We start from the raw sequence: 20,732 nt of genomic DNA, 5'->3' as shown, positions 1-20,732 counted from the left end.
ATAAACTTTATTTACTTTACAAACTCAACTTTACTTTTCCCTTTATCAACCGAAGTAGCTACCGCAATACCCCTGTGATCTTTTGCATCTACCGCACAATAAAAATGATACACCACGCCTTTATACTTTACTACAAAACTTTTATGTGCATATTTTGCGTCGTATGGTGCTGAAGATTTAACAAGATCATCTCCGTTCCAATCTGTCCAATGCACTAAATCATAGCTGCAGGCAAAACGATTAAAGGTTTCATTTTTTCTGCCTTCCCAAAAAGCACCAAAATAAAACATTACCCACACATCGCCTATTTTCTGAATTACACCATCGCCGGTAATACCAATTTTATGGTGCACTACAGGATCAGTCTGATACCTTTGCCAGTTGATCATATCATCACTCACTGCCATGCCTATTCTTTCGAACCAGCGCCATTTAGGTGTATTGTTACTGGTATCGCCATTGGCATTGTAGTACATTACAAACGGATGCCCCAATGTTTTTTGTTTGTCCCAGATGATTGTACTCTTAAATAATTTTTTATTCTCCCACCAGCGCACATCAATATCACTCATTGATAAAACAGGATCGCCTAATGGTTTCCACAAATGAGCTTTGGTAATATCTTTATCCGTACTGGCCACACCAATGCTTAACTTACCACTCTCATACCCTTTTTCTTTTCCACCAATAAAACTCAGCCAATATTTATTGTTATATTTTTGGAGTTCATAACTACCACCAAATTTTTCATCTTGCAACGCAATGTACCCTGCTTTTTGATTAGCATCCCAATTAGTTCCATCTACGGTTGAAGTATCACCAAAGCTTAATATTTTCCCCAATGTTTTCCATTGTAACAGGTTACTACTTTTAGCCAGCCAGGTTTCATATCCCCTGCCATCAAAAAGTATATACGTCATGTACCAGTTTTTCCCTTTACGAAAAACAGAAGGGCAATCTATTTTTTTTGATGCATCTGATGGCGCTACTACAAGACCATATTTAAAAGGTGTTTTTACCTGCTCATAAATTTGCTGCATTATATTTTGCGGCACTTCTTTTTGTTGGGCTTTTAATTGACCCACAAAGGCACAAAGCACACAAAGGAGTATTATAATTATTTTTAAAAAATATTGTTTCATTTTAGAATTTTATTTCTTTTGCTTTATCAGATGCTGTTTTTGTTTTCGCAGTATAAGGCAGCAAATAAAATGAATACTGATAATCCTTTGCAGGAACCTGGTATTTTTCTAATGGTGCGGCCACATCGCTCCAGCTATCATTACCACCAACACCCATTTGTATCAAGTCAATATTTAAAGTGATGAAACCAGCATCTTTTAATTTGTTGGTATGTTTTGCATTTTGAATATTCTCCTCTGTATATGGCCATGCACTCATGCTTAATAAACTATCTGCAACAATCAGCAATCCATTTTTTTGTTGGTCAGATAAAAACATCCAGCGTACATCGGTGCGGTTACCATTCTCCTGTGGCACTACATAATTTTCCATAAACTGGTTGAGAGGTAATTTGTATATACCATCATCTGCACCATAATTTTTATCGATATAATTTTCTTTTTCGCCTTTGCCAAACCATTCAATATTATCATAACTTCTTTCAATGCCCATTTGCATACCCACTTTGGGTATATTGGGCAAACCTGGTTTTACCTGGAGATGGTAATCAACTTTTACCACGCCGTTGAAATAAACATGATAAACAACATTTACTGAAGCACTATCATGAATAAGTTTATACTGATTAGTTACAATCATACCACCCTTTTCATTTTCATAAGTTGTATTTACCAGTTCCGGGTTGCTTTCATACCACTGTTTTAATTTACGCTGCGGTTTCCAGCCCCGCTTATCATTATCTGTTAATGGCCTTGTAAAGTGCGGTACTAAAGCCTGCCTGATTTGCTGCACCCCTTTGTATTTATAGGAATTCAATCCTCCCTTACCTGATGTAGCTATTGACACAGAAAAAATTTTATTATTGATATCTATACTGGCCGGCCCGTACCGCACAATAAACCCATTACCTTCAGGTATATTTTTTTGTTTAACAGCAGCCTGCATCACAAACTGGTTTGATGCAACGATGAAATTTTCTCCAGCCCAGCTTTCATTCTTCTTTAAATGAAAACTAATATTGGCATGGTACTCCGCTCCAGGTTTCATTACTGGCAGGTCTTCATTAATAGCAATAACCGCATCTTTCCCCGGTTCAATGTCAATAGCAGGAAGGTCTTTTACAAGAATGGGATTGCCGTCTTTTGTAATTATCAAAACGGCATTATACGCAGTAGTATTTTTTACGGCACTGCGGTTAGTTATTTTTACCAATCCTTTTTTTGCATCAACCAATTCGGTCTCTATAGATTGAAAAACTCTTTTACATTCATTCATCACGCCCTTTGGTGTACCATCGGCATTTACAATTCCTTTAATAGTAAAATTGTCGAAATATTTTTCACCAAAATCACCACCATAGGCATAATATTTTACCCCGGCAGAATCTGTTTTTAATAATGCCTGGTCTTTAAATTCCCAGATACAACCGCCGATGATACGTTTTGTATTTCTCCATTGATCCCAGAAGTCTTTGATGTTACCGCCGCTGTTGCCCATGGTATGTGCATACTCACAAAAGAAAACAGGACGATGATCGCCATTGGATTGATTAGCTAATAATGGTGCTGTATACATTGCAGGATACATTCGGCTGATCATATCAACATAATATTGATCGAACGGATTTTGTATGCGGTGGCTATGGTCATTGCTTTTTAAATAAGCAGGATCAGATGGATCGATATAGCCTTCTTCTTTCGGACTGCCCATTGCAGGTTCGTAATGCAGCGGACGTGTGATATCAAAGTCATGGATCCATCCAGCCATCGCTGCATGATTAGGTCCGCTGCCGGCTTCGTTTCCTAAACTCCAGAAAATAATTGACGGATGATTTTTGTCACGCAATGCCATGCGGCTTATCCTGTCAACATAAGCACCTGTCCAGTTGGATTCATGATCTAACTTTCCTCCAAGCCCATGCGTTTCTAAATTAGCTTCATCAATTACCATAATGCCAAACTCATCACATAAGTCTAACAAATAAGGATCGCTGGGGTAATGGCTTAAGCGGATGCAATTAAAATTATATTGTTTAATAGTGGTTACATCTCTTAAAATAATTTCCCTGGTTAATGCTTTGCCTAATACCGGGTCATGATCAGGGCGATTAACGCCATATAAATAAGTAAGTCTTCCATTGATCAATAATTTACTGTTATCTTTTCTAAATTCAATAGAACGAAAACCGAGTTTACAAGTTTTCACTTCAAGAATATTTCCAACACTATCTTCTAAACTTAATACCAACTTATAAAGGTTTGGTTCTTCTGTACTCCATTTTTTGGGATTGGAAATTTTTGTTTCGAGTAAACCAAATTTCACCTGGTCTAAACGGGGATGAATTTCATTGATGATCTCATCAGTGGACCTTTCTAATGGTGCAGGTAAAACGGGCTGATCATTAGCATCATACAATTGTGCTTTCAATTTATACCCCGGCACTTCGCCACCTGTTAAATTTTCTATTCGTGGACGAATGCTTAGTACTGCATCCTTATAATCCTTATCCAATTTAGTTTGATAAAAGAAATCCGCAATTCTCAGTTTCGGTTCGGCCATCAAATATACCTCCCTGTGAATACCACTTAAACGCCAGCCATCCTGGTCTTCTAAAAAACTACCATCGCACCAACGGATCACCCAAACTGAAATTATATTTTCGCCATCCTGTAAATAAGGAGTAACATTAAATTCGCTGGACATAAAACTATCTTCTGAATAACCCAGGAATTTTCCATTCACCCACACTTTATACGCAGAACCTACGCCACCAAAATGTAGTGTAATATTTTTATTCTTCCAGTCAACAGGAACAGTAAATGATCTTTGATAACAACCTACACCATTATAATCTTTTGGTACATGTGGTGGATTTACCGGGCGAAATGGGTATACCGCACTTTTATAGATCGGTTTATCGTAACCCTGCATTTCCCAATTGGAAGGCACAGTTATTTTTTTCCAGCCATTCACTTTCGCTTTATAAAAATCCTGCGGTTCATCGCCGGGCTTTAATCCAAAAGAAAAATCCCATTCGCCGTTTAATGAAATGTAACGGCCACTTTTATCCCTATCATTTTTTAAAGCGTCATTTACTGTTGCATAAGAATATGCTGTTGCTCTTGCTGCATCTCTGTTGATACCACTGATCAATGGATCTTCATATGGCTCCGTGTTGTAAATAACTGGCGCATTAGGTATAGCAGCAGGAGTTTTATCAACGAGCTGCGCTTTTACTTGAACCACAAAGGCACTAAGAACACAAAGTAACACAAAGGATTTTCTTAGTGCCCCTTCGTGACCTTGCGTCTTTGTGGTTGCTATTTTATTTTTCTTCATCTTTTTTAAAGCATTTTCTTAGTGCTCCTTTATGTCTTCGTGACTTTGTGTTTCCACTGGTTTTCTTCTCCAGTAATTTGCTAAAATACTTCCACTGATATTCATCCATGGACTAAACACCGCCGGTGCTAACCCAACTGTTCCCAATTTTCCCATACTGCCTGCAATACCACTTGCCATGCCCCCATTTTGCAAACCTACTTCAAACGCAATGGTTCTGCTGGAATTAATATCCATGCCAAACAAACGGCTGAGCCAGTAACCAAAAAAATACCCGGCGGCATTATGAATAACAGATGCAATAAATAATAACACACCCACTTTCATTAAATTTTCTCTGCCGGCGGCAGTAGTAACAGTGGTAAAATAAATGATACCCACCATTGATATCAACGGCATTATTGTATCCAACTTTGGAAATTGCTGATGCAAATAATTATACAACACGCCTGCAATTATGGCGCCTGCGAAAAAGCCTGTTAATACAATCGACTTTGCTACCGGAGCAGCTTCCGTTTCTTTTGACACCAGGAATAGTACCATACCAACAAAAATTATTGCTGCACCAAAAAGAAAATGCACTATCTTTTTTTGTGGTGCTGTTGCTCTCTTTAAAAAATCATGCAGTAATGCTGCGCCAATTGGTACCAATACTATTTTTACAATCTCCATCATCATATCAATAAAATTGATGTTGATCAATGTGCTTGCAAATGTTTTCATCAATAATGGCGTTAATAGTGGTGCTACCAATGTTGCCATAGCAGTTACAATTACACTCAACACTAAATTTGCTTTTGCTAAATACACCATAACATTACTGGCCAGTCCGCTGCTGCAACTGCCGATTAAAATAATCCCTGCAGCAATTTCCGGTTCAAAATGAAAAATTTTAGTGAGCAATAAACCCATTAATGGCATAATAGAAAAATGACAGAATAAACCTACCAGCACCCCTTTACCTGTTGATGCCAGTCCACTGAAATCTTTCAGGCTCATATGTGTGCCCATGCCAAACATCACCAGTTGAATAATAACAAGAATTAAAGTTTTATCTCTGAGGTTTACGCCGCCCCAGCTTTTAAATGCTTCCGGAAATATCATTCCTGCCACCACTGCACTGATGATCCATGCCGTGTATTGATAACCTTTTAATGAGGGCACTGCACCTAAGCCAATAGCAAAACTGATTGCTGTTACCAAAGCAAAAGGTTTATAAATATTTTCCTGTTGCATGATGATACCAACCAACAATACAATGCCTGAGAGCGCACTCAACACTAAAAATATTTTTTTGACGCTATTCATTTATTTTTTTGCCACTAATCACACTAAACTTCACGAATGTTTTTATTAGTGCTCATTGGTGTAATTCGTGGCCACTTTTTAATTTAAGATGGATGCCAGGTATTCGATAGCAATCGTTGGACTTGCCAGGATGAGAATTTTTTTATCCGCTTCATCCAATGTATCCACCACTCTTCCCATGGATGCCTGTGCCAATACAATTACATCTACTTCTTTTGATAATTGCTTTAATGCGTCGCCTACTTTTTTATCATGCGTTGCGGCATCGCCACTCATGAGTGCATCAAATGCACCTTCGCATAAAACAGCTTTCAATTCAATCTCTTTATTGGCAACCACGGCTCTTCTTCTTACTAAATCACTTGTTGGTTCAAGTGTGGTTGACAAAGTTGCGATCACGCCAATTCTTTTTCCCGATTGTACGGCTTTATCTGCCATCGGCTGATCTACACGTAATACCGGCACACCAGTCAATGCAGCTGCTGCTTCTACGGCTGCACCAATGGAGGAGCAAGTGTATAAAATAAAATCGGCACCGGCTTCTTCTGCAGAAGCTGCATAATTCACCACTCTCCTGGATGTGGATTTTGTTAACTCACCGCAGGCAATAGTGTTCTTTATTAAACTATCATCTACAATGTTGAATACTTTTACATTGGGTAAATACTTGCTGCACAAATCTGCAAATACAGGAACGAGCGTTGCTGATGTGTGAATGAGTCCTAAAGTTTTTTGTTTCATGTTTATGTTTTTATGCCACAGAGTTACGCAGAGATTTTTCACAGAGGTACACGGAGCGCCTCTGTGTATCTTTGTGTTAACTCTGTGTATCTCCGTGTAATTTCCCTTGTTTTATTATTTCAAAATAATTTTCACTACCCACTTGCCCGCCTTTAAAATTTACTTCCAATCCATTAATGCTTATATTTTTCGATAATGCTTTACATAATGGGGCTCCAATTACTATCGGCGCAATCATTTCCACCGCTTCAATTTCCATTGCCCTTGCTGCGTAACTACTGGTATCTCCGCCTGCAATCACCACTCTTTTTACCAATGAGCGTTCCGCTGCTGCTTTTGCAATTTGTCCCAATGCAGTGCCCAGTTTTTCAGAAGACAAATTATCCGTTTGTTTTGGGCCGGTATGAACGATAACATTTTTTTGCTGCTGCAACAATGTATTGACTGCATCAAAAACTGATGACTCCATTACTCCATCAGTACAAATTTTTATAGCATCAATGATCACTTCTTCAAAACCGTTTGCTTTTGCATAAGCAATTTGCATGGCGGTAACAGGTGAACAACTTCCCGATATTACCAGCAAAGGATTTGCCTTTCCGGGATGTTGCCATTCTGAAATGGATGCTAATACTTTCTTTTCATTCCAATATTTTCCCAGCGCCAGTTCAATGCCTGATGAACCAACAGAAAATAATTGTTTTTCGTTCGCCTGAAGATTCATCCATTCACCTATTTTCAATAAATGTGTTTCATTTAAAGCATCTATTAAAACAATTGCCTCATCACAATTTATTTCCTCCACCGGTTGTTTTAATTGTATGATATCTATCAATCCAATTTTCTTTGCTGTTTGTTTACCCAAATGCAAACGCAAGTCACTTTCATCAGCTGGAGTTACGGGATGTTTACTCATGGAAGGATGACGGTCCAACCGGTAAATTTTTCCTTCGCTGCCGATACCCATTTTAGCAAACAAATTTCCAAATACACAAAAACGTCCCAATGCAGGCATACCACCTAACACAGGAATTGTTGTATTGGCAAAAACTGTGGCACCGCAATCAATTGCTTTACCAATGCTGCCAATAGTGGCTGATGAATCAAACGTGGAGCAGACTTTATAATGTATATGCTTTGCGCCTGTTGCTTTCATTGTTTCAAATGCAGGCAACAATATTTTTTCCATTTCATCAGGAGATAAAGATCTTGTTTTGCCTGCCACACCATAAGCATCCAGGTCAGGGTAATCATTTAATTGTGCTGCAGTTGGTGGTGCAATAAATAAAATTGCTTTAGCACCGGCACGGCAAATAAATTCCAGGGCATCAGTGCTGCCGGTAAAATCATCGCCGTAAAATGCTAACAATAGTTTTTTCATATTCTAACCTTTCTTTGAACCACTAAGTCTCTAAGTGCACAAAGGAACACAAAGTTTTCCCTTCGTGAACTTAGTGTTCTTAGTGCCTTCGTGGTTTACTTCACAAAGTTTTTCCTTCGTGCACTTAGCGTTCTTAGTGTCTTTGTGGTTTACCTCACAAAGTTTTAAAGTATCATTCTTTTAATTCCCTGTTTCATCAATGGCACATGAAAATTAACCAGGAATCCAAGCCGCTTTTGAGTTAATTTTAAATAACTTAACAATTGTGCCTCCCAAACCGGATGATAATTTTCCTGAGCTTTTAATTCAACAATTACCAGCCCTTCAATTAAAATATCCAATCGTAATCCATCATCAATTTTCAGTTCATCAAAATAAATAGGCACCTGCACCTGCTTTCTAAAACTGATTCCCCTCTTTTTTAATTCGTAACAAAAGCACTTTTCATATACACTTTCCAAAAGTCCCGGCCCCAACTGTTGGTGTATCTTAATCGCAATGTCGACAATTTGTTTTGCGATATACTCTTCCTGTTCTGATAAATTATTATACATAATCAAAGTTTTTTCAATAGTGTAATTGAATATTCTTCGGATTAGGTTTAATTTTTTTTGTAGTGCTCCTTCGTGTCTTTTTGAAACACTAAGGCACTAAGGGCACAAAGTATCACAAAGAAAAATTTATACGCTTTCTGTTTTCATTAATAAATTTTAATTTTTCTCTTTTTTACTTCTTATTTCTTCGTGTTGCTCCGTGCCCTTAGTGCCTTCGTGGTTCACTTCCCGAACTTCTCTACTGATTTGTTAAATTCCGGAAATTCTTTCGCAGCCTCCTCCAAACTCATTCCCTCCACTGCAGCCTTCCATGCCTGTTGTAAAGCCAATACACCTGCAGCCGCTCCCATAGGGTGTGCCATGATACCACCGCCAGCCATGTATAATAAGTCTACCGTTTTTGTTCTTCTGTATGTTTCAAAAGCCTGTCCACCCCACTGCCCGGAAGAAACTACAGGCATCACTGTTTTATGATCATACATAGGTGTTAAGCAGGCTTCAATAGAATGCACCACACTATCATCACTCTCCCAGAATTTATTTTGAATACCGTTTACATGTAATTGATCAACTCCTGCTAACCGCCATAATTTCTGGTAGGCTTTAAAATCAATGCCCAATAATGGATGTCTTGTCAACATGCCCCATCCATTTCGATGGCCATGAATAGCCAATTGTTTTTGATCGCCTATTTTTTTTGCAGCAGACAACCCAATGCTGTTGATACTGATCATGGCACAAGTGCCCCCACTGTTTACAATCTTCTCATATCGTTGTAACATTTCATCTGCTTCGCCACTAATATTAAATGCAAACATCACTTTCTTACCTGTTTTATCTGCATGATCATTGATCACTTGCATCACTGCATCAACACGATCATTAAAATTTGAATTGGCAGAAGAAGACAATAATTCATCATCTTTTATAAAATCAATACCGGCTTCGGCTAAAGTTCTTACAATGTCAGCAGTTTGACTGATCGTTAATCCTATTGACGGTTTGATGATGGTGCCAATCAATGGCCGGTCATTTACGCCGGTTAATTTTCTGCAGCCATCAATACCAAATGCAGGACCGCTATAATGTTCACCAAATGAAACAGGCAATTCAATATCCATTAATTTTAACCCTGTGAATTGCGTGATCTCGTATAAGTTGCCTTGCAATGTTGAGACCATCACCGGTAAGTTGTAACCGAAGTTTTCTATACTCCAGCTTACTTTTACAATAGCACGATGATATTTGCCGTCCTTACTTGTTGCACCGGGAATAGCAGGTTCAGTAACTGTTTCCAATGTTTCAACACTTTCTACTCTTGCAGCAAAGCGTTGTTTGAGTTCTTCTGTTTCTCCTGGCACGGCTACAAATGTGCCGGATGATTGTTCGCCTGCTAATACCTGTGCCGCTGCTTCAGGTGCAAAAGGTGTTTCGATAAAATAGGTTGCTGTTATTCTTTCCATTTTTTTTGAACCACTAAGACAGGAAGGCACCAAGTATCACTAAGAAAAACTTTGCTACTCCCTGTTTTGTTAATTGTTTTAATTATTACTTAATCCCTTGTGTCCCTTCGTGCCTTAGAGCCTTCGTGGTTCACTTACCTTACCAACGGCATCCACACCGTCATATCAGTTTGTCCACGATTAGCCCATGCATAATAAGGGATCAGTTTTATTTTTATTGGTTTACTTGTTGTATTCAGTTCCTTATACAATGTATTTTTCCAATTCTTATTTTCCAAAACTTTTGCTTCACCAGTTAATGCCATTACATTACCCATATCAATTTTCATGGGTATTGGTTGTAATTTTATAGAAGCTGGAATCATCACATTAAATACATTTTCATTGGGCAGGTCGGCTGACTCCAAACAATATACAATTGGCCCACGCTTCACCGTTACCTGGTTCTTTGTTGCCTCTACTAATGGATTACTTTCTAATAATGTAACCGGCATATTTAATACCAATTCAATTTTATCGCCTGCTTTCCATTGTCTTCCTGCTATTACATAACCGTTTTCTATATCCCGTACTTTAGGAAATGCGTTGTTTATTTTTAAAGTATACCCTTTACACCAACCTGGTATTCGTAAAAAAATATTGGTTACCTGCGGAGTGGCTTCTTTTATGGTGATAACAATTTTTCCATCCCAGGGATAATTGGTGGTTTGTTCCATTTTTAATTTTGTGCCATCATGTAATTCGGTATTCAAAACATTGCCGCCATACATATTTACATACAAACCTTTTTCACCAATGCTGTACATGTAATCACTTACTTCTGCAATGGTGCGTATCACGTTCGGCGGGCAACAGTTACTCTTACTAATGTACTTTTGTCTGCCGCCGCTCCATCGCAGATCATAAGGATACTCTCTTGCTGCTGCCAATGGATTGGTGTAAAAGAATTTATTACCATCCATACTGATCCCGCTTAACACACTGTTGTATAATTCCAGCTCCACAATGTCGGCATATTTTGCTTCGCCGGTTAATTGCAGCATGCGCCAGTTCCATAATACATTACCAATATTGGCACAGGTTTCATTGTGCGCCGTCATATTCGGTAGCTGGTAATCCTTACCGTAAGCCTGTTGTATCTTTTGTATCGAATCCGGTTTGTAGGAAATTCCTTCCTGCGATAAACCATCATACAAAGCACCGCAACCGCCGGTCACATACATTTTATGGTTCACCACATCATCCCACATCAGGTCCAATGTGTGCAGTAAAGTTGCATCACCCGTCTCTGCATAAACATCCGCTACTCCGGCAAATAAATAATTGGCCCTTACCGCATGCCCGTTTACTGCTGTCATCTGGCGAAATGGCAAGCGGTCGCTGTTATCATCACTGCCCTCACTCATGCCTCTTATATCAATCAGCTTTTTTACCAGCGCTAAATATTTTGTATTGCCTGTAGTGCGGTACATTTCCGTAATGCCCATATAGTGCGAAGGACAAATGGCATTGCGTGCCTGTTCAGGCGTAGCATTATTATAAAAATGAATTAAAAAATCGGTGGCTTTTTTGGCTACATCCAGTAAACTTGTTTTTCCTGTAGCCCTGTAATGTACACAGGCTGCTGTCATTAAATGGCCAAAGTTGTACGCTTCAAAACTCAGTTTGTCATCAAACATTTCTTTCCTGCCGCTTTTTTGTTGTTCAATGATCGACTTGGTATAAATGTAGCCATCTTCTTTTTGTGCTTTTGCAATTACTGCAATCGCCTCATCCATCATCGCATCTAATTTTTTATCTTTTGTTGATGCATACAATGCCGCTACTGCTTCTAAAGTTTTATAAAAATCACCGTCATGAAAAGAGGGCCCACGGAATTTTCCGGTATCTAATCCTGCTGCTATTCTGAAGTTCTGAAAGGAATAACAAAAATCTTTGCTGGTGTAGGTTGCCCATAAATGCGGCACCATCGAATCTTTGCATACTTCAAAGCGTTCTGCCCAAAAACCTTTTGTCCATTGTACATCGCTCATGCCCACGCTATTGAGCTTTGCATGGGGGCTTTGCATGGTGTTGACTAATCCGTTTTGTGCAGATGTTATTTGCATCATTACAATGGACAGATATGTGATGAAGATCCTTTTCATATTATTACACTAAGTTTCGCAGAGTAACACAAAGTTTCACAGAGCTTCTTTGCGTATCTCCGTGCTTCTTTGTGAATCTCCGTGTTATTCTAAAACACTTTATAATTTACAACATATTCCACTCCCGGCAGTATTGTTATTTCATAACTGTCTCCACCGGTGGCGTTTACTATAATGTCTTTTCCTGTTGGTTTGGTTTTACTTTTTATTTTTAAGGTGCCTGTTCCTGTAGCCGATTTTATTTTTATTTGTTTGGTGCTGCAATACACTTCTATATCCCCATTGGGTGTGGGCACTTTTCCCTGCATCCATTGCAAACCGCCGAGTTGCGGTTGTATAGTATAAGCTTCGTAACCGGGCCTTGTAGGACTAACACCTAAATAATATTTTCCTAACAAATAAATAGGGCTTGCACCCCATGCATGACACAAACTCTTACCAAATTTTCTTCCGTACATCGCTAAATGCTCAGCACCTTTTTTATCAGGATTATATTCTTCCCAAAAAGAGGTAGCACCCAGGTTTAACATGCCGCCCCAGTAAGATTTCATTTCTTTCAACACATAAGATTGTTCTCCCATGGCGCACAACGCTTCCAGCTCGTAAAAGCGCATATAAGGTGTGGTGATCTTCTGAATAGAATCATTTAACAACACATGCTGCTTTACTGCCAGTTTTTGTTCGTCTGTAAAATAATTAAAGAAGATGCCAAACATATTGGCGTAACGTGTTACATTCTCTGTTTGCCTGCCATCAACACGACTATGCACCAACGCATTTTTTTGTTGATTCCAGTAAAGAGAAAAAACTTTTTCTTTTATATCGGCGGCTAATTTTTTATACTCGGAGGCATTAGTTTTATCATTAGCTATATCGGCACATAAAGACATTGTTTCCAAACTTCTTGCAAACAACATTTGCTCAAAGCTGATCTCTCCTTTTTTGCTGAGGCCTGCGGCCCAGTCAATAAATGTCCAGTCGCCTGATAAACCTTCCATTAAACCGTTTTTATTTCTGCGGCTTAAGCAATAGTCCATCATGCTTTGCATACGGGGATAGAATTGCTCAATAAATTTTTTATCACCGGTGTACAAATAATAATCATATACACTGATGAACCAGTAAAATGTATAATCCAGGATTGTATTGATATGTGCTGTTACCGGATCTTTCCCCCGCAAAGCCATCATCGTTCTAGTTACCGTTGGATTATCGAAGTAAGAATAATAGTTCATCAAATAACTTTGCAGTGCATCACCACTCCACACCCAGCGATCACGTTTTATGCCATCAATAAAAAATTCCCTGGTGTTTAACTCCAAAGTGTATTTAGAAACGTCATAAATTTTATTGATCAATGTATCGGAACAGGTAAAAGAGCCTCTTTGTTTTACATCCGCATATTCATACAACATACTGGCAGAATCAATACTGATATTGCCATCGCAAACAATATTTACATAACGGAATGCTTTGGATAAGATCATCGTTGAATCTGTTTGTACATTTTTTGTAAATGTCAACCGGTCCAGTGTCATCGCATCAGTAACAGATAAGGCTTCTTCTTTTGACTCACCATAATACAAATTGATCTTTCCACTGCCTTTAATGCCGTGCAGTTGTACAAAGCCAAAAGTTTCTTTGCCAAAATCTACCAGCCACTCGTTATTTTTTTTGGTGGTGGTAACGGCAGTTAATTTTTTGGTGGGCAGTTTAAATGCAGAAGGCAACTGTGTGGGATCATTAAAATTCCAGCTGCCGGCATTCAGCCATTTGGTAGCAGATATATCAGAGGTCTTACCACTTTCATCAATCCATTCTTTATCTTCAAAAGTTACCAGCCAGGTATTATCACTAACAATTGTTTTCCCCTGTACAAAAATGGCGGGGGCGCTGGCTTCGTTCCAAACTTTTACATTGATCTTATGTTTACCTGCAGGAACAATTAATTTATTGATACCGCTTTCTACTGCATTGCCGTCTAATTTTAAATTAAAAGTACCTTCTGCATAAACAGTAATTTCTTCGGGTGCCGTTAAGTCAAACACTTTATGAAAATCCATCAGCACATAATGTGCATCCATTTTCCAGAAGGGCGGAAAGAAAGTATTTCTATCCGTTCTGCGGTTCTGCATTTTGTTGGCGAGGTTAATTTCAAAATCGCCGGGATACCATATCCAGGTGGCTTTTTGTGCGGAGGCCGTAACACAGAGACACACAGAGATACAGAGATACACAAAGACAACTCTGTGCATCTTTGTGAAATTCCTCCGTGCCACTCTGTGTAATAAATTCTTTTTCATATTAATGTCCGTTAAAAATGATGTATAAAGCAAGTATCACTAATCCTAATAATGCAAATAATATTTTCACCTGTTTACTGGTTGTTGGCATTTCGTTTTCTTCAATACTGGCTTTCACTTTATTGTTATCGGCCAAAGAAATAATAACAGCCGATACAAACAGGAAGGCAAACAAATAAAACGACACTAAAAAATAATGCGGCCACCAGGTATTTGCGCCGGTTACTTTATTGGGCGGCAATATCCATAAGTTTAATGCACCTACAAAAAGGCTGACTGCAGAACCGGCAGACAATATTAAATTCACCGCCAGCTTAGTGGTACGTTTCCAGAATACACTTAATAAAAAAGTAACTGCAAGCGGCGGCGCTAAATAGCCGAGTATCGATTGAAAGATATCAAATAATGTTTTGCCTTTGATATTATCCAGGGCGATCGCCATCAGTACTGCAAGCATACAACCAGCAACTACCACCACACGGCCCACAAAGACCTGTTCTTTTACCGAAGCATTTTTATTAATATTGTTCACATAAATATCTTTTGTAAAAACGGTGCTCAGTGCATTTAAAGAAGAGCCGATGGTTGCCACCAGCACTGCAATCAGCACACAAATAACCAACCCGTTTAAGCCCGAAGGAAATAAGTTGGTCACCATCGTCATATAAGCCAGTTTATCATCGCCGATATTGGGATACAACACGTAACAGATAATACCGGGCAAAATAAACATGGGCAATGCCAGCACCTTCAGCCAGCCAATAAAATTAATACCCAGCTGCCCCTGTCGTAAGTTTTTTGCACCCAATACACTTTGCACCATGCTCTGATCAGTACAAAAAAAGGCTACTGCCGATACCGGGTACCCTAAAAGTATCGCCTGCCACGGATAACCGGGGTCAGTAGCCGGTTTGGTTAAATTCCAGAAGTGCGCAGGTGTTTTAGCAGCCAGTCCGGCCAGGCCACCAATTTTTTCTAAGCCTAAATAAGTTAAGGTGAGTGAGACAACGATCAGCAATATCATCTGGAACACATTCACTTTTGCAATCGCTTTTAAGCCGCCCATATAAGTGAACAAGCCCGAGAACGCTACCAGCACAATGGTCGATTGCCACATTGGTATCCCTAATATCTGCCTTACCAGAATACCGCCGCTGAATAATCCTAAAGACAACCAGCTGATCAATATTTTTATCAGGGCATAGCCTGCTAAAATATCCTGTGTGCTTTTTCCATAGCGTTTACCCATATACTCGGGCATGGTACTTACCTTACTGGCTATATACCTTGGCGCAAATACCATGGCCAGTAACAATAAAAAAACAAATGCATACCACTCAAAATTGCCGCCCACAATGCCCGCTGTATAACCAATGCTGGCAAATGCTAACAAGGAAGATGGCCCCACATTTGTTCCCCACATATTGAAACCGATACTATACCAGCTTAATGAATTGTTGGCCAGGAAAAGTGTTTCGTTCTTCTTTTTATTTTTAAAACTGGCGATATAACCAATGATGAGCAAAGCAACAAGGTATATTGCAATGATCGCAAAATCGAGGCTCGTTAATTTATCGTAGATTTTATTCATTCGTTTGTTCTTAAAATATCAACCACAAAGACACCAGGAACACTAAGGAACACAAAGAAAAAAGTTTTTAAAAGTAAGCCTTAGTGACCCTTTGTGTTCTTTGTGTCTTAGTGGTTACAATCCGTATTCGTTTAAAACATCTTTTACCCTTACCGGCATCCCCGTTTGTAAACTCTTATCCATCGCCTGCAACAAGGCCACGGTACCAATCCCTTCCTTTAAATCAGGGTACGCTGTAAAACCCAGCTCAATGCTATCCACAAAATATTCTAAATAATTCTGGTATTCGCCGGCATGGTGGCTCTGCCCTTCAAAACGGAAATAATATTTTAATGCCGCATCGCCCCAGTGAATAATTTTTTCTTCCCCTTCTTTGGTGGTAACGGCATAACGCAGTTCGTGGTAATCGGCCTGCGATGCACCTAACGTTCCCCGTAACACGCAGCTCATGCCACTGTCTCTTTTGGTGGGTTGTGTGGGGCCGGTGTAGCTGCCACTTACCCGGGCAATTCTGCCGTCTGCTGCTTTAAAAATAAAATGCATGGTGTCCTCATTTTTTAAGCCCGCAGTTTTGCCATTGCTGCTGATCATACCATACCCCATTACTTCTTCAATATCGGGCAAATAATATCTTATAAAATCCACCGGGTGACTTAACCCTCCATACAACCATTTAAAAGATTTCTCCAGCGCCCATTTCTTCTCTAAAAACCAGCGGTGGTCGGCATTGTAATGGCTTTCAATAGTAATCAGTTCTCCAATTACACCTTCTTCAAAATCTTTGCGTTGCCGTTTGTAGGGTTCAAAAAATCTTGAGCTTTGTCCTACAAAAACTTTTTTACCGGTTTGCTGTTGAATGTCAATTAATTCTTTTGCTTTTGATAAATCATCAATGAATGGTTTGGTACAAATCACATGCTTGCCTGCCAGTAATGCCTGCTTCACATGATCGGCATGCAAATGATCGGGGGTGTAAATGGCAATGATATCGATCTCGGCATCATTCAGCATGTCTGCGTAATCGGTAGTATAGTCATACATTTTAAATTCATCGGCACGTTGAATGCACACTTCTTTATTGGCATCGCAGATGAGTTTTAAATGCACTTTACTGCTGTTAATTGCGGCACTCATTGTGCTGCGGCCTTCGCCCAATCCTAAAATTCCAATATTTAGCATAGCTCTTATTTTCTCGCTTTGTGTATCTCCGTGTTTTCTTTGTGCATCTCTGTGGAATTATTCCACGGAGATTCGCAGAGTAGCACAAAGTTGCACAGAGGTTATTTTCCCTCTCTCAGTGTATCTCCGTGTTTCCTTCGTGCATCTCTGTGGAATTATTCCACCGAGATTCGCAGAGAGGCACAGAGTTGCACAGAGATTATTTTACATTTTTTAAAAACACCCAGGTTTCTCCTTTTTTTGTTCCCTCAATCCCCTCTTGATATTTCGACATTATTTTATTCCAGTCATTTACCCTCGGATTATTCTCTGTTGTTTTAGGATTCAGCTTATCCAAACTTTCTCCTTTAGGAATGGATATCACCAACACCAGCTGCCTTCCATGCTTAAAAATCAACAACTGCTGAAAGCTGGCATTACAAAACCCTTTCGATATCTCCGGCCATTGTTCAAATTGTGTGGCATGATAATTCAAATATTCGGCCTGCTTTTTTTTATCCGCCACCAGGTTGCAGGTAAGTAAAATATGATCCCACTCCGCTGCAACATTTTTATCATCACATCTTGTTCTGTTGAATTCATAAAACATATCGGGGTACACTTTTACTGTTGCAGTGGGAAAATTATTCTGCAACCTTCCCTGCATCACACCCACATCCACCACCTTATCAAAAATTACATAATGGTTCTGCCATTGGTACACAGCAGTACTATCCATTGTATTGGCAGCCAGTATATTTTTTAGTTTTTGTACATCTAATTTTTCACCCGCCTTCGTTACCAGTTCAATGACTTCGTTGTGTTCCTTGTTAATGGGAAGATTTGCCTTAGCTGTTTTACCGGCAAGCAGGTATTGATACGCCTTTTGTAAACCAGCATTTTGTTTAATGCTATCACTCACTTCCGGCCCGTTATTATGCCATTCATTGCCCGGGCCATTGGCGTTTTGTAAATATTTTGCAGAAGGGGTCCAGTTGTCAGCAAATGCAATGCCGCTGCTGCCTTCATCGGCATATAAATAAAACCAATGACTGGGCAGGTGAGCATAAGGCGCTTTGTAAATACTATCAATATAATTGCCCTGCACTTTTGTACCCGGCTGATTGCTTTGTGTATAAATGCCGGCGCAATCATAATTGTGCATACCAAAGTGATGAATTGTATTGGCCTGCACCAGGTTATAGCGCATTACATTTTCTTCAGCCGTCCAGCCCCAGCCCAGGCTGATGCCGGTGTAGGGTACATTTTCTATTTCGTTATGTTGTATCGACATATTTTTTGCAAAGCCCACCGCAATGCCTGCACATCCCCAGTCTTCATTGCCAACATTGGTGACCAGGTTATTCTGTATCCAGTTGAAAGCACAAATCTCATTTTCGTTAGTGGTAAAATAAGGCAAATGAATTTCCCGGCCTTCATCGCCAAAATTACCCGCCAGTATGCCATTACCACCAATATCACGTAACAGGTTACCCGATATCGCTGTCATTGCAGTGCCGGCCTTCAGGTCAAGCCCTGTAGATGCCAGGTGTTCAAATTTGCAATGCTCAATTTTTATTTGTGCGGCATATTGCAGTGCAACAGCCGCAGGCGGCCTGCCCACCCAGGCCTGGTTATCCAAATGCGCATTTAATGGAGTACCCGCCGGCCGCAACTTGTACGCCTCCGTCATATACAAACCTAGCTGGTGCGGCACATGCCCTTGCTGGCCGGGGCGCAACCAACCCGTATGTGCGAAAGAAATATTGCTGATATACACATAGCTTACCCTGCGGTCAATGGTGCCTTCTATTTTTACCAGTGTTTCTAATAAAGGCGCTACAACAGTTGCTGTGGCCATATTTTCATTGGCCCTTGGCCAGTAATATATTTTTTGCTTCGCCACATCCAAAAACCATTCGCCCGGCTCATCTAAAAATTGAATGGCATTGCTTAAATAAAAAGCCGAGTTGCCTGTTTCCTTGCTTATCCACGGCGCAGGCCAGGGATGTTCGCTTTGTATTTTACTTTCGGGTTGCTCAAAAAATAATTTTGTACTGTCGCCATGCGGCTCCATTTTTTTAATGCGCAAAATGGCAATGGCCCACCATTGGTGAATAAACATTTCTGCGCCGGCTACCTGTTGCAGCGCCGGAGTTTTTGGTGTGGGTATCCAGCAGGTCTGTTCTTTTTTATCCCAGCTTAGTATACGGTCCATCAAATCGCCGTTCATGCTTTTGGCCCTTACGGCCTTGCTGTCATTCACCCACAACTGGCGGAATTCGCACAATCTTCCTGCGCTAAGTGGTACAGCCGCTTCCCATATGTTGCCCTGTGCGGCTGCAGGCAGCCCTGCAATTTTTGTGAGCGTTTTTTTCCAGTTGCCGATGGTAAAGCCACCATCCAGTACCGGCGTTTCGTTGGGTGCGGCTTCAATATAGGTAGGGCTTTCTTTGGTGCCTGCATCTTCAGGCCGTATCGTTATGGATTCGGTAATATGGTACACGCCATACCGTACAATAATATGAATGCCACCGGCTACCCCCACATCGTTCAAACGCCGCAGCTCCCTTGCTTTGCGTAAGGCAGCCGTAATGGTGGCCAATGGTTTTCCTTTCGATCCATCGTTGGTATCGGCGCCATTGGCCGCTACAAAAATATCCACCGCCCTTGCAGGAAAATGTAAAAGCAATAACAACGCCAACAGGCATTGGGGCAATCGTTTCATCGTTACTAATTAGTGCGCTAAAATTATTTTTCAATAGCTGTAAGAATGTACAATTTACCTATAAGAGCGCCGGTAGACAAGGTATGTATTTACTAAAAAGATGGAAGATATTACTATTGGGGAGGGAGGGGTTTGGGGTGGTGGAGTTACTGCATTATGCAAAGCAATTAAATAAATTTAAAATATTGGATTTAAATAATATCTTTAGAGACCTGATAGAACCTCCTGCCTTATGAGTAAGCGTATTGGAGTTTTGTTGAAATAGAAATTTTATTAATGCCAGTGTTGGTTGCAAATGTAACGGGCACATTCTACAAAACAGAAAATGAAGCCTAAATTATTAACAGCAATATTATTGTTTGTAAGCGCATATACACCTCTATTTATTATACTTGCTGTGAAAGATTTTGATTTTGCATTGACACATAGATTTAAGCATTCAATTCCGATTTATATTTTGCTTAGTTTTTGTGTTATCAGCATTGCTTTACTTTTCTTTTCAGTTTCCTCCATAAAGCGAGGTAATATGCCAGTAAAAATCCGTTCAATTAAAAGCCGCTCGGTCGACTTAATAAATTACACGATACCGTATATCGTTTCATTCTTTGGGTTTGACCTTTCGAAAATAGAAGACGTTGTTTCGCTTATCATATTTCTTTGCTTAATGCTATTGTTGACAATAAAAAGCAAGTCGGTTTTCATGAACCCAATATTACTATTAGCGGGTTATAATTTATACGATTTAGAATACGAGTTTGATGGCAAGACTAATAGTACTATTGTTATTAGCAAGCATGATATGCGTTGTGGAGAAGTTTATTACATCAGAAGTCTCACAAGGTTTTTATATTTCGTAACGGAAAAAGAAAAGTAACT

General features: G+C 39.7%; 13 protein-coding genes. 1 reads left to right on the top strand and 12 read right to left on the bottom strand.

Annotated features, from left to right (window positions below):
• Positions 1–11: 11 nt before the first annotated feature.
• From ACQ334_RS04615 to ACQ334_RS04560, 12 genes are all read right to left on the bottom strand, one after another.
• A complete protein-coding gene (locus ACQ334_RS04615; RefSeq protein WP_430986994.1) occupies positions 12–1,142 on the bottom strand; it encodes a glycosylase in 1,131 nt (376 codons plus the stop codon).
• A 1-nt stretch (position 1,143) separates the two neighbouring features.
• The gene (locus tag ACQ334_RS04610; protein WP_430986993.1) at positions 1,144–4,482 is read right to left on the bottom strand and encodes a glycoside hydrolase family 2 TIM barrel-domain containing protein; all 3,339 of its coding nucleotides are present in this window, start codon (positions 4,480–4,482) and stop codon (positions 1,144–1,146) included.
• A gap of 18 nt (positions 4,483–4,500) precedes the next feature.
• Entirely contained in the window at positions 4,501–5,790 is a 1,290-nt protein-coding gene (locus tag ACQ334_RS04605) for a bile acid:sodium symporter family protein (RefSeq protein WP_430986992.1), read from the bottom strand.
• A gap of 78 nt (positions 5,791–5,868) precedes the next feature.
• Positions 5,869–6,531, bottom strand: coding sequence for an aspartate/glutamate racemase family protein (locus ACQ334_RS04600; protein WP_430986991.1), 663 nt, complete (start codon positions 6,529–6,531; stop codon positions 5,869–5,871).
• A 76-nt stretch (positions 6,532–6,607) separates the two neighbouring features.
• A complete protein-coding gene (locus tag ACQ334_RS04595; protein ID WP_430986990.1) occupies positions 6,608–7,912 on the bottom strand; it encodes a four-carbon acid sugar kinase family protein in 1,305 nt (434 codons plus the stop codon).
• Between the two features lie 164 nt (positions 7,913–8,076).
• Positions 8,077–8,466, bottom strand: coding sequence for a GxxExxY protein (locus ACQ334_RS04590; protein WP_430986989.1), 390 nt, complete (start codon positions 8,464–8,466; stop codon positions 8,077–8,079).
• Positions 8,467–8,687: 221 nt separating this feature from the next.
• The gene (locus tag ACQ334_RS04585; RefSeq protein WP_430986988.1) at positions 8,688–9,929 is read right to left on the bottom strand and encodes a ribulose-bisphosphate carboxylase large subunit family protein; all 1,242 of its coding nucleotides are present in this window, start codon (positions 9,927–9,929) and stop codon (positions 8,688–8,690) included.
• Positions 9,930–10,063: 134 nt separating this feature from the next.
• A complete protein-coding gene (locus ACQ334_RS04580) occupies positions 10,064–12,076 on the bottom strand; it encodes an aceric acid hydrolase (protein ID WP_430986987.1) in 2,013 nt (670 codons plus the stop codon).
• An 89-nt stretch (positions 12,077–12,165) separates the two neighbouring features.
• Positions 12,166–14,331 carry an alpha-L-rhamnosidase C-terminal domain-containing protein gene (locus tag ACQ334_RS04575; protein WP_430986986.1) on the bottom strand — a complete coding sequence of 722 codons (2,166 nt, stop codon included), beginning with the start codon at positions 14,329–14,331 and terminating at the stop codon, positions 12,166–12,168.
• Between the two features lie 49 nt (positions 14,332–14,380).
• Positions 14,381–15,970 (bottom strand): sodium:solute symporter family transporter, encoded by a 1,590-nt coding sequence (locus tag ACQ334_RS04570; protein ID WP_430986985.1) that lies wholly within the window; start codon positions 15,968–15,970, stop codon positions 14,381–14,383.
• Between the two features lie 114 nt (positions 15,971–16,084).
• The gene (locus ACQ334_RS04565) at positions 16,085–17,149 is read right to left on the bottom strand and encodes a Gfo/Idh/MocA family protein (RefSeq protein ID WP_430986984.1); all 1,065 of its coding nucleotides are present in this window, start codon (positions 17,147–17,149) and stop codon (positions 16,085–16,087) included.
• Between the two features lie 199 nt (positions 17,150–17,348).
• Positions 17,349–19,856: an L-rhamnose mutarotase gene (locus ACQ334_RS04560; protein WP_430986983.1), complete on the bottom strand. Its 2,508-nt coding sequence runs from the start codon at positions 19,854–19,856 to the stop codon at positions 17,349–17,351.
• Between the two features lie 325 nt (positions 19,857–20,181).
• Between ACQ334_RS04560 and ACQ334_RS04555 the strand changes: the two genes are divergently transcribed.
• A complete protein-coding gene (locus ACQ334_RS04555) occupies positions 20,182–20,730 on the top strand; it encodes a hypothetical protein (protein ID WP_430986982.1) in 549 nt (182 codons plus the stop codon).
• Positions 20,731–20,732: the final 2 nt, after the last annotated feature.

Source organism: Ferruginibacter sp. SUN106 (genome assembly GCF_050611765.1).
In the GTDB taxonomy this organism is placed as follows: domain Bacteria; phylum Bacteroidota; class Bacteroidia; order Chitinophagales; family Chitinophagaceae; genus Ferruginibacter.
The sequence above is the reverse complement of the archived record's forward strand: the minus strand, read 5'-3'. Positions and strand labels throughout refer to the sequence as shown.

Coding starts and splice junctions, on each gene's coding strand:
- ACQ334_RS04615 (WP_430986994.1), bottom strand. CDS start 1,142: ATGAAACAATATTTTTTAAAAATAATTATAATACTCCTTTGTGTGCTT.
- ACQ334_RS04610 (WP_430986993.1), bottom strand. CDS start 4,482: ATGAAGAAAAATAAAATAGCAACCACAAAGACGCAAGGTCACGAAGGG.
- ACQ334_RS04605 (WP_430986992.1), bottom strand. CDS start 5,790: ATGAATAGCGTCAAAAAAATATTTTTAGTGTTGAGTGCGCTCTCAGGC.
- ACQ334_RS04600 (WP_430986991.1), bottom strand. CDS start 6,531: ATGAAACAAAAAACTTTAGGACTCATTCACACATCAGCAACGCTCGTT.
- ACQ334_RS04595 (WP_430986990.1), bottom strand. CDS start 7,912: ATGAAAAAACTATTGTTAGCATTTTACGGCGATGATTTTACCGGCAGC.
- ACQ334_RS04590 (WP_430986989.1), bottom strand. CDS start 8,466: ATGTATAATAATTTATCAGAACAGGAAGAGTATATCGCAAAACAAATT.
- ACQ334_RS04585 (WP_430986988.1), bottom strand. CDS start 9,929: ATGGAAAGAATAACAGCAACCTATTTTATCGAAACACCTTTTGCACCT.
- ACQ334_RS04580 (WP_430986987.1), bottom strand. CDS start 12,076: ATGAAAAGGATCTTCATCACATATCTGTCCATTGTAATGATGCAAATA.
- ACQ334_RS04575 (WP_430986986.1), bottom strand. CDS start 14,331: ATGCACAGAGTTGTCTTTGTGTATCTCTGTATCTCTGTGTGTCTCTGT.
- ACQ334_RS04570 (WP_430986985.1), bottom strand. CDS start 15,970: ATGAATAAAATCTACGATAAATTAACGAGCCTCGATTTTGCGATCATT.
- ACQ334_RS04565 (WP_430986984.1), bottom strand. CDS start 17,149: ATGCTAAATATTGGAATTTTAGGATTGGGCGAAGGCCGCAGCACAATG.
- ACQ334_RS04560 (WP_430986983.1), bottom strand. CDS start 19,856: ATGAAACGATTGCCCCAATGCCTGTTGGCGTTGTTATTGCTTTTACAT.
- ACQ334_RS04555 (WP_430986982.1), top strand. CDS start 20,182: ATGAAGCCTAAATTATTAACAGCAATATTATTGTTTGTAAGCGCATAT.